General features: G+C 39.9%; 16 protein-coding genes. 1 reads left to right on the top strand and 15 read right to left on the bottom strand.

The window, feature by feature from the left end:
* Positions 1–4: 4 nt before the first annotated feature.
* The 13 genes from ACZIX4_RS04395 to ACZIX4_RS04335 all read right to left on the bottom strand — a co-directional run bounded on the left by ACZIX4_RS04395 (position 5) and on the right by ACZIX4_RS04335 (position 10662).
* Positions 5–586: a Crp/Fnr family transcriptional regulator gene (locus ACZIX4_RS04395; protein WP_463334395.1), complete on the bottom strand. Its 582-nt coding sequence runs from the start codon at positions 584–586 to the stop codon at positions 5–7.
* A gap of 71 nt (positions 587–657) precedes the next feature.
* Positions 658–1110 (bottom strand): N-acetyltransferase family protein, encoded by a 453-nt coding sequence (locus ACZIX4_RS04390; protein ID WP_463334394.1) that lies wholly within the window; start codon positions 1108–1110, stop codon positions 658–660.
* A gap of 32 nt (positions 1111–1142) precedes the next feature.
* On the bottom strand, positions 1143–1958 hold the full coding sequence (locus ACZIX4_RS04385) for an alpha/beta fold hydrolase (RefSeq protein ID WP_463334393.1): 816 nt from the start codon (positions 1956–1958) through the stop codon (positions 1143–1145).
* A 149-nt stretch (positions 1959–2107) separates the two neighbouring features.
* Complete coding sequence (locus tag ACZIX4_RS04380; protein WP_463334392.1) at positions 2108–2812, bottom strand: ZIP family metal transporter; 705 nt, start codon at positions 2810–2812, stop codon at positions 2108–2110.
* 49 nt (positions 2813–2861) lie between these two features.
* Complete coding sequence (locus tag ACZIX4_RS04375; RefSeq protein WP_463334391.1) at positions 2862–4214, bottom strand: NAD-dependent succinate-semialdehyde dehydrogenase; 1353 nt, start codon at positions 4212–4214, stop codon at positions 2862–2864.
* A 366-nt stretch (positions 4215–4580) separates the two neighbouring features.
* Positions 4581–5351: a DUF2490 domain-containing protein gene (locus tag ACZIX4_RS04370; RefSeq protein WP_463334390.1), complete on the bottom strand. Its 771-nt coding sequence runs from the start codon at positions 5349–5351 to the stop codon at positions 4581–4583.
* 21 nt (positions 5352–5372) lie between these two features.
* Complete coding sequence (locus tag ACZIX4_RS04365; protein WP_463334389.1) at positions 5373–5807, bottom strand: DUF2721 domain-containing protein; 435 nt, start codon at positions 5805–5807, stop codon at positions 5373–5375.
* Between the two features lie 50 nt (positions 5808–5857).
* Positions 5858–6436 carry a Crp/Fnr family transcriptional regulator gene (locus ACZIX4_RS04360; protein WP_463334388.1) on the bottom strand — a complete coding sequence of 193 codons (579 nt, stop codon included), beginning with the start codon at positions 6434–6436 and terminating at the stop codon, positions 5858–5860.
* 124 nt (positions 6437–6560) lie between these two features.
* Positions 6561–7304, bottom strand: coding sequence for an SDR family oxidoreductase (locus ACZIX4_RS04355; protein WP_463334387.1), 744 nt, complete (start codon positions 7302–7304; stop codon positions 6561–6563).
* A gap of 32 nt (positions 7305–7336) precedes the next feature.
* On the bottom strand, positions 7337–8689 hold the full coding sequence (locus ACZIX4_RS04350) for an NAD-dependent succinate-semialdehyde dehydrogenase (protein WP_463334386.1): 1353 nt from the start codon (positions 8687–8689) through the stop codon (positions 7337–7339).
* A 107-nt stretch (positions 8690–8796) separates the two neighbouring features.
* Entirely contained in the window at positions 8797–9465 is a 669-nt protein-coding gene (locus ACZIX4_RS04345; RefSeq protein ID WP_463334385.1) for a type 1 glutamine amidotransferase domain-containing protein, read from the bottom strand.
* Positions 9466–9510: 45 nt separating this feature from the next.
* Positions 9511–9801 (bottom strand): putative quinol monooxygenase, encoded by a 291-nt coding sequence (locus tag ACZIX4_RS04340; RefSeq protein ID WP_463334384.1) that lies wholly within the window; start codon positions 9799–9801, stop codon positions 9511–9513.
* Positions 9802–10083: 282 nt separating this feature from the next.
* Positions 10084–10662, bottom strand: a complete 579-nt coding sequence (locus tag ACZIX4_RS04335) for a Crp/Fnr family transcriptional regulator (protein ID WP_463334383.1) — start codon at positions 10660–10662, stop codon at positions 10084–10086.
* Positions 10663–10844: 182 nt separating this feature from the next.
* Here ACZIX4_RS04335 and ACZIX4_RS04330 point away from each other — a divergent pair, with 182 nt between their 5' ends.
* On the top strand, positions 10845–11909 hold the full coding sequence (locus tag ACZIX4_RS04330; protein ID WP_463334382.1) for an NADH:flavin oxidoreductase/NADH oxidase: 1065 nt from the start codon (positions 10845–10847) through the stop codon (positions 11907–11909).
* Positions 11910–11978: 69 nt separating this feature from the next.
* Here ACZIX4_RS04330 and ACZIX4_RS04325 read toward each other — a convergent pair whose 3' ends face one another.
* Positions 11979–12818 (bottom strand): endonuclease/exonuclease/phosphatase family protein, encoded by an 840-nt coding sequence (locus ACZIX4_RS04325; RefSeq protein ID WP_463334582.1) that lies wholly within the window; start codon positions 12816–12818, stop codon positions 11979–11981.
* A gap of 287 nt (positions 12819–13105) precedes the next feature.
* Positions 13106–13858 (bottom strand): NUDIX hydrolase, encoded by a 753-nt coding sequence (locus ACZIX4_RS04320; protein ID WP_463334381.1) that lies wholly within the window; start codon positions 13856–13858, stop codon positions 13106–13108.
* Positions 13859–14066: the final 208 nt, after the last annotated feature.

The following is a 14066-nucleotide window of genomic DNA, read 5'->3' as shown; positions in this document are numbered from 1 at the left end:
ATGCCTACGAATGCAAATACATATTCTTTTTCACCCTGCTTAAACTCTCCGGTGTTATACCGAGGTAGGATGCAATATGATAGTTTTTTACAACTTTATTAATCTTGGGGTACATGCTTATAAACATCACATACCGTTCCTGGGCAGACTGTACCATTGTTGACAAAAGCCTTTTCTGAAAATTTATAAGAGAACTTTCCACCTTTTCCCTGTAAAACTTTTCAAGCTGAGGAATCTGCTTGTACATTTTTTCCAGGTCACTTTTTGTTAACCGGTAAATAACAGCATCCTGAAGGCACTCTATATTTAATACTGCAAGCCCGTTTGCCACAAATGCAGTATAGTCTGTAATCCACCAGTTATCCTCTGCAAACTGTAACGTATATTCTTTGGCATCAGTATCTGTAAAATAGGTCCTGAGGCAGCCGCTGTACACAAAATACAAATAAGACGCCGGTTGCCCTTCACTTAAGATAACACCTCCCTTAGGCACAGAAATCTTCATGATATTATTTGCTATAATATCTATTTCCTGGGGGCTAAGGCTTATACCTTTAAAAATTTCCTGTATAGGGTTAGGTTCCATTTTTTAATGAATTACATTATCTTAAATTCACAACCGGCATCTTTGCCTGTATTCAGCATTTATTAGGCAGCTTATAGTGTATAACTATAAAAATCATAGTCGGCATTCCTGATAAACCCCAGCTTATTATATAGCTGTTTCGCCTCCGTATTGGTTTTTTCGGTGCTCAGGTCTACCCTTACAATATTGTTTGCCGCAGCATAAACAAACACGGCCTGTATTAACGCATGGGCCACTCCTTTTTTCCTGTATTCAGATGCTACAAAAAGATCATTTAGAACAAGGATTTTCCCTTGCGACATAGTAGAAAATGACGGATAATTTAAAGCAAAACCCATAGGCTGCCTATGTTCGTTAAGTGCCAGAAAAATAATTGCCTCGCTGTTGTTTAACCGTGCATTTAAAAACGCCTTGTACTTGCTTTCATGCGAAGGTTGCCTGTAAAACATCATATACTCATTAAAAAGAGGTACAATAGCGTCTGCCTGCTGCAGTGCGTTAAGCTGAATTATTTCTATTTTCATTTAAACAGAAAGATTAAGTGTTCTACAATAGGCTATTGCTGTTCAGCCGCTTTTAAAATTACTTTAGTAACTTCTTCCGGCTTAGAAAGCATAGCCACGTGGCTTGATTTTAAATGGGTGGTTTCTGCACCAATTTTTTTGGCCATTTCGGCTTCCATTACCGGCGAAATTATATGGTCGTTATCGGCCACAATATAAAAACTCGGTTTAGTTTTCCACGCCGGTTTAGAAACCGTTGCAGTAAGGCAGCTGCTATGGAAACGCCCCTGTACAGCTGCTATTAACTTAGCTTCAGCTTCGGGCAAATCCTGTGCAAAATGCTGTACTACGGCATCTTCCCTAAGGCGGATGTAGCCATCGCTTACAATACGGTTATCAAGCCCGGGCGCAGGAGTCAGCTTACGGACTTCATACGCGTCTTTTGTAAGCCCCAGTGCACTTTCATTTACATCGGGTGCATAAGCTGCAACGTATACCAGCGATTGTACTTTGGCATCATTACCGGCTTCGGTAATAACAACACCGGCCCACGAGTGTCCTACCAAAACAATTGGCCCTTCTATTTCGGCAATTGCCCTGTTTACAAAGGCCACATCATCAGCTAAGGAAGTCAGTGGGTTTTGCACTGCCACTGTTTTGTACCCCTTCTTTTGCAGTAACGGGATTACTTTATTCCAGGATGAACCATCGGCAAATGCCCCGTGCACCAATACAATTGTTGGTTTTGTTTTGTTTTCAGTTGATTTTTTTATTGTTTCATGCCTAACAGATGTAAGACTGGTCAGGGCAATGCTTCCAATTAGTAAGGCTGCAATAATAAAGTTTCGGGGAAGAGTAAATGTTTTCATAATTTATATTTTTTAAAGATTGAAGAATTAAAATTTTCACTGCTTAACTACAGCTCAAAATTCAGGAATACAATGCTCCTGAAAATTGATCTGTGGTAAAAAAAAACGCTTCAGATAATTGATTCACATATATGGGTATACACATTGTGTCAGAGAAAATAAGCAATTATAACTCCGATAATTATCGCTAATAATTTTACAGCATTAAACCTGTGCCCCTCACTACTCTCAAAGATTATTGTTGATGAAATATGAAAAAGTATACCCACTACTATTCCTGATATTTCGTTATGACAGTGTATTACAAATTCCAGATGGCCTGAAAGTAGCGTACCTAACGGCGTCATTGCCGCAAAAACAACCATAAAAAAAGCAACTGTAGTTTTACATAAACCCGAATTAATAAAAAATGCCGTAAGTATAATCGCTATCGGGAAATGATGTATAGCAATTCCCCAGGCCATTTCATTATGCAGGCTTACCGGTGCCCCCTCCAGGAGTGCATGTATGCACAGACTAATAAAAAGCAGCCACGGCATTGTATGATTATGAGATTCGGTATGCGTATGTACATGCCCATGTTCTGCTCCTTTAGAAAAATACTCCAGTATAATCTGGAAAATAATTCCGGCCATTATGTATATACCTATTGAACTGCTTGTGTGGCTATGTTCATCATGGCTATGCCCTGCACCTTCATAGATTTCAGGAAGCAAATGAAATACTGTGATAGCCAGTAGAAAAGCTCCGCTAAATGAAAGTAAAAATTTAATACTCTTTTTATTCTCCGGCTTTATTAATAACCCGACTGCGAAGCCTAAAATAACTGACAAAAAAGGTAATATGTATAGCATTTTAAAGGATTTGATTAAGAGTTATTTACATACCGTTACAGGGAAATAATCAGCTGATATACACAGTTTTCTTATTTATAAATTCCTGTATGCCTTCAAGTGATAATTCACGCCCGAAGCCCGATGTTTTTGTACCACCAAAAGGAAGCCTTGGGTCACTTACTACAGGGCTGTTTACAAATACCGATCCGTCGTCAAATTCAGGAATCAGCCGCTTTACACGTTCCATATCTTGCGTGAAAATTGACACACCTAATCCATAGACACTCTCATTTGCCAGGGCAACACCTTCCGATTCAGTTTCAAAAACGGTAATACCTATTACAGGCCCAAAAGTTTCCTCTTTAAAAATCGGCATATCAGATGTTACATTATCTACCACAGTAGGTTCAAAAAAAGTCCCGTCCCTTTTTCCTCCCAAAAGTATCTTGGCACCCAGGTTTACAGAATCCTTTAATTGTTTCTCAAGCCCCGCCGCAAGATCTTCCCTTGCCATAACACCTACGTAGGTTAAGGCATCCATAGGGGCTCCGGTTTTAAGTGCTTTCACAGCGCTGATAAATTTTGCCGTAAATTCTTCTGCAATTGCTTTGTGTAACAATAAGCGTTTGCCTGCTATACAACTCTGGCCCGTATTCTGGAAGCGCGATAAAACACTTTTTTCCACCGCTTCATCCAGGTTGGCATCTTCAAAAACTATCAGGGCATTGCTGCCTCCTAATTCCAACACAGATTTTTTTATTTGAGAACCTGCAATAGAGGCTACTGCACTTCCTGCCCTGTTACTGCCCGTAAGCGCCACAGCTTTTACTTTTTTGTTTTTCAGGATATTTTCAACAGCATCTGTAGTTACAGCCAGGTTTGTAAAGCATCCTTTAGGGAACCCTGCACGTTTAAAGATTAGCTCAATATTTTCGGCATTGCCTATAACGTTCGGGGCATGTTTCAGCAGGCCTGTATTACCGGCCATGAGCAGCGGCACAGCAAACCTGAACACCTGCCATAGCGGATAGTTCCAGGGCATTATAGCTAAAACTACCCCTATGGGGTTTGATGTTACATAACTTATGGCTGCCTCTGTTTCTATCAGCCTGTCTGTAAGCTGTGCTTCAGCATTTTCGGCATAATACTCACAGAGCCAAGCACATTTTTCCACTTCGGCTAACGATAATGTAATGGGCTTCCCCATTTCTTTGGTTATAGCTTCGGCATATTCCTGCTTGTTTTTCCTGAGCTCACCGGCAGCAGACAGCATAAGCCTGCTCCTTTCCTTAAAAGAAGATTTCCGCCAGCTTGCAAATGCTTTATCTGCATTATCAATCGCCTGCCCTAATTCGGCAGCGGTTAATTCTTTCACTATATATACATCTTTTTGAGTATATGGATTGACTGACTTTATCATAACTATCCCGGTATTAGTTTTTTATAAAAAAGGGCTTAAGGCTTTACCTCAGCACTATGAGGAAATAAGATTTCCTGAACGGCAGAACAGAACCAGTAAATAACTCATTTTCAGTCTATAAAAAATGATTCTGATAATCTGTCCTGAACTTCTATATCAAAATAATAGCAATAAAATGACACCTGCAAAATCCCCTTTGATAATTATAATTAATTGCTTTGAATCAATATATTTTGATTTTTTGCGGCAGAAAAACACGTTTAAATTTGCAGGGTGTAGTGAAGTAAAGCCCACCACTTCGCCCGGCTAATGCAAAAAAAAGACCGCAATAATTTGCAGCCTTTGGTATTTATTAAAGTGATCTATTTATTTTTTCAGGGGTTTTGTAAAATCAAATTTCTGGCGCGCCTGCAGCCAGAACACCTGTGCATGTACAAAACGATTAGGGGTAAACGTAGACGAGTATTGGTTAGACCAGGTAAGTGCCACTTCAAAATTATTCCCCATATGAAATGTTGGGCTAATGAGGAAACGGTTTTGTGCAAACTGGTTATGTATTATCCTTTTTCCCGCATTCATCATAATCTCATCGCCAATACCCAATGACATACGGTAACCCGGATTTTTTTCGGAAAAACGGAACAACGGCACATCTATCAGCAGCATATAACGAAAACGCCAGTAAAACCAGTTAAAAGGCCTGTTATGCTGCGAACTTAATGGTTCAAAAAAACGTTCTTCAGCCCGTATGCGCTGAAACACACTACACTTACCCACATAATTCTGGATTGACATTTCCTGGTATGGCCTGTGTTCAATCTGGCTGGTTCTCTCATTATCAAAAAAATACCCCAGGTGGGCAAATCCGACATGTAAAGCTATGTTATCACTGCATTTATAGTCTACCCCTGCCCTTATAAAATAAAAAGTGCCGGGTGTGTAGTTATCCAGCCAGCGTAAGCCCGTATCTGCCACTATGGTATACTTGTCAGCTACCTTTATACGGGCTAAATACTCCAGCCATTGCTGGTTTTGATGGAACACTTCCTTTTCCTGCGCTACTGCTTTTCCTGAGAAAATAAGAAAAAAAAGTATGGCCACTGCCCTGCCTGCCGATATGTTTTTACACAAAGCCATACACATTTTAAAGATTGAATTTTATGGTTCGCTGCTTTTTACAACGCCCTGTTTCCTGCTTTTTTGTTCATTACATGAACCGAGTGCTATTTCAAGTGCATTTGTACTGCGGTATATCTCTAAAAGTGACAGCAGAAGCGATATAAAGAATGTAATGACCGATATACCGAATAAAACCTCGGCACACCTTTCCAGGCCTATGTAAATAAAATACATAGAGACTAACGCAAACAGAAAACTCGCTACGCCACACACCTGCATATTTTTAATCAGGTTAAGGCGAATTTTCAGGTATCTGATCTGTTCGTTTAAATGATCATCGTACTGGTTTACCTGGTACTCCTTAATTAAAGTCCTGACTAAAGATGCAACTGCCAGAAAGCGGCTGGTGTAAGCCAGCATAACAAGGCTTATTGCAGAAAACAGCATTGCGGGGGTATCTATAGCTATATTCATTTAATGATATTAAAGGTTTATTTTTATCCTTATGGCAGCTGTTACAGATATTACTGTTGAGGCAATTTCTTTTTCAACCTGCTTAAAGTCTCAGGAGTTACACCCAGATAAGATGCAATATAACAACTATTTACGTTTCCGGCAACATCCGGATACAAACGTATAAATGCCTTATACCTTTCTATTGCCGGCTGCGACATATGAGAAAATATCCTGCTTTGAAACTCCGCAAGATTTTTTTCAAACCGGGCAGTAAAGAAGTATCTTATTTTAGGGATTCTGCCACAAAGCCCCTCAAAGTCATCTACACTTAATTCGTAAAGCACAGCTTCCTGAAGGCACTCAACATTCAGCAGAGGGCTTTCGCGCAATAAAAATGCCGTATAATCTGTAACCCAACAATCACCGGACGCAAACTGTAATGTATACTCTTTACCGAAAACATCGATATAAAATATCCTGAGGCAACCGCTACAAACGTAGTACAGGCAGGGTTCCTGATGCTTTTTACTTAAAAGTGTACTTCCCTTCCCTGCAAAGCGTTTTTTTACAAGGCTTTCAATAACTTTAATTTCCCTTTTAGAAAAATTAATATCCTTAAAAATTGCCGATACAGTAAAAGCTTGCATGGACTGTAAGTATTAATTAAAAAGGTTCTGCGGCACCTCATGTACACAAATTGGCTTCTTTAACCGCATCGGTATAGTTGTCGCAGAACCCAAAATCAATATAGGGAATTGGGTAGCCCCTGATTTAAAAATCCTGGATGGTAGGCCTCATTACTATCTCGTTGATGTCTACATCTGCCGGCTGCTCTATGGCAAAAGCAATGGCCCTTGCTACAGAAGATGCCGGTATGGCCAACTCATAAAACTGGTTAACCCCCACAGAGCTTTCTTTATGGTTAGTACTGTGTTTTAATTCAGACTCTATAGCGCCGGGCTCTATTGTTGTAACACGTATGCTTTTGCCCACCTCGTGCCTTAGCCCTTCGCTTATAGCCCTTACTGCAAACTTAGTTCCGCTGTACACTGTACCCCCTGGGCTAAAAACCTTAATTCCGGCAACAGAACCCAGATTGATAAAATGACCCGAATTCTGCTTTTGGAACTTTGGCAAGGCAGCGGCTATTCCGTATAAAACACCACGGATATTAATATCTATCATATTATCCCATTCATCAGTTCTTACTTCAGCCATGGGGGCAATAGGCATTATACCTGCATTGTTTATAATCACATCAATTTTACCATAGGCAGACAATGCTTTGTCTACCAAAGCCTGAACCTGCTCTTTCTTTGTTACATCGGTTTGCAGGTACACAGCACTGCCGCCTTTAGATGATATTTCATCAACAATTTTTTCAAGGAGGTCTTTACGCCTGGCGCCAAGTACAACTTTTGCACCTTTTTCGGCCAGGTGCTTTGCTGTTGCTTCACCCAGCCCGCTGCTGGCACCGGTAATTACAACAACTTTATCGAGAATATTGTTTTCCATTTTCAATTAAGATTTTTTTGATTTTAGTAGTATTATTTAAAATACACCGTTTTTTTATTTACAAATTCCTGTATGCCTTCAGCAGAAAGCTCACGGCCATAACCCGATGATTTTACCCCGCCAAAAGGAAGCCTTGGGTCGCTTTTTACCCTTTCATTAATGAATACCGAACCCTGTTCTAAATTCGGGATAAGGCGTTTTGCCCTGGCAAAATCTTCTGTAAATAACGAAACGCCAAGACCATAAACACTGTCATTAACCAGTGCTACGGCTTCCTCATCGGTATCAAAAATTGTTATGCCGATTACGGGGCCAAAGGTTTCATCTGTAAACACAGACATTTGCGAAGTTACATTTCCCACAACGGTAGGCTCCAGGTAGGCTTTATCCCTTTTACCACCCACTAATATTTTAGCACCCTGCTTAACCGAATCCTGTACCAGCTCTTCCAGCTCCTGTGCTAAGTCTTCCCTGGACATAGTGCCTATGTAAGTATCTTTATCCATCGGGTCGCCGCTTTTAAGCGCTTTTACAGCTGCCACAAATTTTTGTGTAAACTCTTCTGCTATAGCTTTGTGCAACAGTAAGCGTTTCCCCGCAATGCAGCTTTGGCCTGTATTCTGAAAACGGGATTCTACACATGTTTTTACCGATGCATCAATATTGGCATCGTCAAGGACAACTAATGCATTGCTCCCACCCAGTTCCAGCACCGTTTTTTTAATTTCGCTACCTGCTATAGATGCTACTGAGCTGCCTGCACCATTACTTCCTGTTAGCGCAGCCGCTTTAACCCTCCTGTCCCTAAGGATAGCTTCTACTTCGCCACTCCTTATCGGGAGGTTTGTAAAACAGCCTTTCGGGAAGCCTGCGCGTTCAAAAACTTTCTGGATATTTTCTGCACACTGCATAACATTGCTGGCATGCTTTAAAATACCCACATTTCCTGCCATAAGTGCCGGCACAGCAAACCTGAATACCTGCCATAAAGGATAATTCCACGGCATTACAGCAAGGATAACACCTAACGGCTCATTAGTAACATAGCTTTCCTTAGCTTCTGTAGTAACCGTCCTGTCTGTTAGCTGGCTTTCAGCATTTTCGGCATAGTATTCACACAGCCAAGCACACTTTTCCACCTCATCAAGAGCCAACGTGATGGGCTTACCCATCTCGGCAGTTATTGCTTCGGCATATTCCTGCCTGTTCTTTCTTAATTCGGCGGCAGCGCTTAACATTAACGTACTCCTTTCTTTAAAAGAAAGTTGCCGCCACGAACGAAATGTAGTATCTGCCGTTTCTATGGCTTTATCTATCTCGCTGCTGCTTAATTCCTTTATTTCAAATACCTCTTTTTGGGTATAAGGATTTACAGATTTTATCATTGGTATAGCATTTAATGGTTATACTTTATAGTTATCAAAAAACCGGGCTATCTTACGGTTAGAGGACATACTAACGTTGTTGCAGATAAACCCGGTTAATGTGACTTTTATGCGCCCAAAAGCGCCACCATTTTCTCCCCTACACCTTTAGCCGATGCCGGGTTTTGCCCTGTAACAAGGTTACCATCTGCAATACTTATAGGTCCCCACGGTGCTACGGTGTGGTATATGGCTCCCTGTTTTGTAAGGGCTGTTTGCAAATCAAACGGCACATCAGGCCTTGCATAGTTATCTTCTTCAGCTGTTGTAAACGATGAAATGTTTTTACCATTTACAAGGTAGCTGCCATCGCTTAGTTTTACGTTCAGCAGCGATACAGGGCCGTGGCACACAGCCCCTACAACTGCGCCACGCTCGTAGGTTTCTTTAATAACCTGTTTAAGCAGCGGGTGTTCGGGCATGTCTACCATAGGTGCTAAACCGCCGGGTATAAATATTGCATCGTATTTACTTACATCAACTGTAGAAAGCTCTACCGCTTTCTGCATATCGGCCCAGCCTTTACCCGTAAGGAAAGCAAGGTTATCCGGGTCGGCAGCCGATTGCAGGTCATCAAGATAAGGAGTGTCACCCGTTAGGCTGGCAAAATCTATCTGGTAGTTTGCCCTTGCAAATTCACCGTAAGGATGCGCTACTTCAGGCAAAAAGTTACCTGTCCTTCTGTTGTTTGGGCCAATTGCATTGGCATTAGAAACAATGATTAAAACTTTTTTCATGATTACAGATTTTTTAAAATTGATGTGATATTTAAAGGTTTAAGCTCAAATGAGCTGTTTTACTACATATACTTCACGTACCTCTAAATGAGGGACTATCTTTCCTACCACGATTGATTGATAATGTTCAGAATTTCTGTGCGCCTCCTGGGCATCAGCATCAACATACCGTTCGTGCAGTATTAGCTCATTAGGGTCGTTTTCAGACTGGTAAACAGCGTAATGAATATTACCCGGCTCTTTTTTGGTTTCGCTGGCAAGCGTGGGTAATAGTTTTAGGATTTCAGCAGTTTTGGCTTCCTTGATTTTCCATTTTACAATGACTTCTCTTTCCATATCTTTAAACTTTTAGATTTTTAAATGCTTTGATAATACATCCCAAAATTCCAAAATCAACACCTTAAAAAAATTGATGTATGGTAAGAAACAATGATTTTAATAATATGATTATCAGTTAATTTATAAGCCAAAGTTATGTACCTCTATATTCATAAAAATTATCCTATGGTAAGAAATGAGATACATTCAGAAAAAAATCGAAGTAAATATGAGATAATGTAAAAACACAAAGGGGATGCCTGTATCGGCATCCCCCTTCGTGTTAGTTCTATTTGTGTGTTATTTTTTTGCCAGTTCGTGCCGCACACGGCTAAGGCTTTCTGTAGTTATTCCCAGATAAGAAGCCAAATGGTAATTCTTAATATGCTTTTCTATATCAGGATATGATTTTACAAATCTCAGGTATTTTTCTTCTGCAGTTGATGCCAGGTCAGACAATATCCTTTTCTGGTAGCTGCCAAAAAACCGTTCCATTTTAATCCTGAAAAAACTTTCTATTTGCGGAACCTCTTTATAAAGCTGCTCCATACTTTCTTTAGAAATCTTATATATAAGGGCATCTTTAACACAATCCACATAAAACATAGACTTCTCCCCCGTAAAAAAGGCAGTATAGTCTGTAATCCACCAATCGCTGACTGCAAACTGTAACGTGTACTCTTTACCCGTTTCGGTAATAAAATAAGTGCGGAGGCATCCGCTAAAAACAAAATACTGGTAAGGGACATGATGCCCGGGGGTTAATAAAATATCCCCTTTCTTAACAATGATTTCTTCAAATTTCTTTTCGGCTATTTCAATTTCAGAAGGAGAAAAATCAATATTCTTAAAAATATCCTGAATAGTACAATTTTTCATGATAATGTTTTTAGTGACTTATAGAAATATTACTCAAATATATACTTTTTAAGATTGACAGTCCATACTGAACCAACCAACATTAAATAACAAAAGCAGTAAAAAAGGAATTTCTTACCATAGGATAATTTTTATGAATTATCAAATCCTGAAATTTGAAATATAACTTCAACAATACAACTATGACAATGTTATTCAGCCCTTTGAAAATAAAAGGTATCACCTTAAAGAACAGGATTGGTGTTTCGCCTATGTGTCAATACTCTTCTGTTGACGGTTTTGCTAACGACTGGCATTTTGTACACCTGGGCAGCAGGGCTGTAGGTGGGGCATCTTTAATACTTACAGAGGCTACGGCGGTTTCCCCGGAGGGCCGTATTTCTCCAAACGACCTGGGAATATGGAAAGATGAACATATAGAAAAATTGCTGCAAATAACAAATTTCATTAAGCAACAGGGAACCGTTACCGGCATACAGCTTTCGCATTCCGGCAGGAAAGGCAGCACAATGACACCCTGGCAGGGACATCATGCCGTTAGTATAGAAAATGGTGGCTGGGAGGCACTCGCGCCTTCAGCTGTGCCTTATTCCGAAAACTATGCCCTACCTAAAGAACTGGACGAAAATGGTATCCTTAAAATCATAAATGATTTTAAATCAGCTGCCCAAAGAGCGATTAAAGCAGGGTTTGAAATTATTGAAATCCACGCTTCGCACGGGTACTTATTACATCAGTTTCTATCGCCTTTATGCAACAAAAGAAACGACAAATACGGGGGAAGTTTTGAAAACCGCATGCGTTTACTACTTGAAGTAATGCATGCTGTAAAATCAATACTGCCGGAAAGTACCCCACTGTTTGTAAGGATACCCGGATCTGACTGGGTAGACGGCGGCTGGAACATTGAAGATGCTATAGCCCTTTCAGAAATATTAAAGAATAATGGCGTAGACCTTGTTGATGTAACAAGTGGCGGGCTAAGCCATGACCAGAAAATTGCTGTAGGCCCCGCTTATCAAATGCCGTTTGCTTCAAAAATCAAAAAACAAACGGGAATACTTACATCTACAGTCGGGCTGATTACTAATGCTTTCCAGGCAGAATCTATCCTTGTTAACGGAGATGCCGATCTTATATTAATGGCACGGGAGTTTTTAAGGGATCCTTATTTTCCATTAACTGCTGCGGCCAACCTGCATGAAAACATTACAGGCCCAGTTCAGTATGAAAGGGCAAGATTATAAATTAGTTTTTACATCACTATATGGTTGCAATCCCTCATCGCCCGTCAAAACAACTTTTTGTGTTAACCCTTAATCTCTGTTATCACTCACTTCTTGTTTTCCTTCATCTATAAGTTTATTCACTTCCTGCATTTCTCCCTCTTCAAGATGCTTCACCTCATCTTCCTGCTCATCAGAATGATGGTCTATGTAAAAGGTGCATCCTACAGGGTAATGGTCAGAACCTACTGATGGGCACACAAATAATTTTTCTATAAAAATGTTAGGACTGTGGAATACTAAATCCAACGGAACCCTGAAAAACCAATATTTTGCATGAAATGTAGCTAAAATACCCCTGCCTATACGTGCATCAATAAGGCGGCTTGTTTTTTTAAACAATAACGAAGATTTGGCCCACGCAACATTATTAAAGTCTCCCGCCACAAAAACAGGAAGTGTATAATCCCTTACTTTTTTTGCCACGCAAAGCAGGTCGCCATCACTTTCTTTCGAAGTTTCTTCTTCGGTAGGACTTGGCGGTGGCGGATGCACCCCAAAAAACACAAATTTATGTCCGTCACCGGTTTCCAGTTCTGCTTCCAGGCTTGGCAAGTCATCGGCTACAAAATAATGGGTATTTATACTGTTTACTTTTAGTTTTGTGTAAAAGTGCATGCCGTATGTATTTTCCAGGGTGATTTTTTCATACTGCGGATAATCTTTCTCCAGCACACGCATTGCCTGCTCCCAGTCACTGTTGCTTTCCATTGTAAGGAATATATCCGGTTGCTCTTTTTCAATAAGTTGTATAAATCTATTGAACTCTTTATTTGGCTGATACACATTACATACCACTACCTTAACCTTTTCAGAAGCATTTGGCGTTTTTGAATATTTAGTTGTTCTCCAAAATTTGGTGAAACGCATCAATAGAAAAACATGATATCCCATTAGTACAAGTTGTATCGGCTGCAGGTACCAAAGGAGATGATACTCTTTCAAATAAAAACAGCTAATGGCAAAAACAACAATTTGAAGATATAAAAGCTGAAGCTTTAAAAACTCAGGAACCCTGAATACCCAGTGCTGATTTTGTACAAATGGCAAAAGGCTAAGAACAATCAGTAAGCAGGAAATAAGTAGTAAGGTCATTTAGTTTTGAATAGTTGATTAGTACCTGAAAATTACAAAAAACAGATTTTAAAATCTGCCATTTACCAATTCTCCTGAAAACCGTTTTCTAATGCTTTTGCATATTCTTCGTTGTCAAAAATGTAAAGGTTCGGCGATTTGTGGGCACCACCGGTACGTTTTTCATCAAGCTTTTTAAGTATGTTATAGCGCATCATTTTACGGTAAAAATTGCCACGGTTCAGTTCTTTATCTAAAATAACTTCATAAAGTTTTTGCAGTTCAGACAGCGTAAATTTTTCGGGCAGCAGGTTATAGCCAATAGGCTTGTAATTAAGGTCGCGCCTCAGTTGTTGCAGGGCCTCATGATATATTTCGCCGTGGTCCATACTAAATTCAGGCACCTCCTGTATATCATGCCAGGCACACGCGTCTGAAAACATATCAATTTGTGGGTCAAGCGTAGTAAAATCTATCAGGGCGTAGTAGCCTATTGATATAAAACGGTCTGCGTGCCATAACCCCTGGGCATAATTATCAAAAAAACGTTCAGACCTGCCGGTTTTCCCGAAGGTTTTAAATTGGTTCAGAAATACATCAGTAGCACCCGTACGGCGAAAGAGTATGTTTTTGGCAGCATCTACAATATCCTCATTTTTATCTACATATCCACCCGGAAGTGCCCAGGTATCTTCGCCTTCAAAACGGGTAAGCAGCACTTTAAGGCAATCGTTATGAAAGCCAAATACCACGCAGTCTATAGAAATATGTGCAAGGTAGTTTTCCTTATAAATTGGAGAAGTCTCCTGAAGTTTATCGCTAAAACGTCCTGACATAAATCTTTTTTTCCAAAAATACGGCTATCTGATTTTTTCTGCAACTTTTAATAAATTTTTAATGCTTCATACAGAAGTAATAATATTACTACGAAGACCAGTAAATACTGCTATTTCCTGAAAAATAGGGGCTTTAAATTATGGGATGGGATGCTACTAACTATCTACAACGTTGTAATTTCTTTATGCTTCACTTGGAAACATTAAA

This window comes from Flavobacterium niveum (assembly GCF_055231775.1).
Note: the sequence above shows the minus strand (reverse complement) of the source record. Positions and strands in the feature narration are given on the sequence as shown.

Excerpts from the sequence above, each read along its gene's own strand:
- ACZIX4_RS04395 (WP_463334395.1), bottom strand. The coding sequence starts at position 586 with ATGGAACCTAACCCTATACAGGAAATTTTTAAAGGTATAAGCCTTAGC.
- ACZIX4_RS04390 (WP_463334394.1), bottom strand. The coding sequence starts at position 1,110 with ATGAAAATAGAAATAATTCAGCTTAACGCACTGCAGCAGGCAGACGCT.
- ACZIX4_RS04385 (WP_463334393.1), bottom strand. The coding sequence starts at position 1,958 with ATGAAAACATTTACTCTTCCCCGAAACTTTATTATTGCAGCCTTACTA.
- ACZIX4_RS04380 (WP_463334392.1), bottom strand. The coding sequence starts at position 2,812 with ATGCTATACATATTACCTTTTTTGTCAGTTATTTTAGGCTTCGCAGTC.
- ACZIX4_RS04375 (WP_463334391.1), bottom strand. The coding sequence starts at position 4,214 with ATGATAAAGTCAGTCAATCCATATACTCAAAAAGATGTATATATAGTG.
- ACZIX4_RS04370 (WP_463334390.1), bottom strand. The coding sequence starts at position 5,351 with ATGGCTTTGTGTAAAAACATATCGGCAGGCAGGGCAGTGGCCATACTT.
- ACZIX4_RS04365 (WP_463334389.1), bottom strand. The coding sequence starts at position 5,807 with ATGAATATAGCTATAGATACCCCCGCAATGCTGTTTTCTGCAATAAGC.
- ACZIX4_RS04360 (WP_463334388.1), bottom strand. The coding sequence starts at position 6,436 with ATGCAAGCTTTTACTGTATCGGCAATTTTTAAGGATATTAATTTTTCT.
- ACZIX4_RS04355 (WP_463334387.1), bottom strand. The coding sequence starts at position 7,304 with ATGGAAAACAATATTCTCGATAAAGTTGTTGTAATTACCGGTGCCAGC.
- ACZIX4_RS04350 (WP_463334386.1), bottom strand. The coding sequence starts at position 8,689 with ATGATAAAATCTGTAAATCCTTATACCCAAAAAGAGGTATTTGAAATA.
- ACZIX4_RS04345 (WP_463334385.1), bottom strand. The coding sequence starts at position 9,465 with ATGAAAAAAGTTTTAATCATTGTTTCTAATGCCAATGCAATTGGCCCA.
- ACZIX4_RS04340 (WP_463334384.1), bottom strand. The coding sequence starts at position 9,801 with ATGGAAAGAGAAGTCATTGTAAAATGGAAAATCAAGGAAGCCAAAACT.
- ACZIX4_RS04335 (WP_463334383.1), bottom strand. The coding sequence starts at position 10,662 with ATGAAAAATTGTACTATTCAGGATATTTTTAAGAATATTGATTTTTCT.
- ACZIX4_RS04330 (WP_463334382.1), top strand. The coding sequence starts at position 10,845 with ATGACAATGTTATTCAGCCCTTTGAAAATAAAAGGTATCACCTTAAAG.
- ACZIX4_RS04325 (WP_463334582.1), bottom strand. The coding sequence starts at position 12,818 with ATGCGTTTCACCAAATTTTGGAGAACAACTAAATATTCAAAAACGCCA.
- ACZIX4_RS04320 (WP_463334381.1), bottom strand. The coding sequence starts at position 13,858 with ATGTCAGGACGTTTTAGCGATAAACTTCAGGAGACTTCTCCAATTTAT.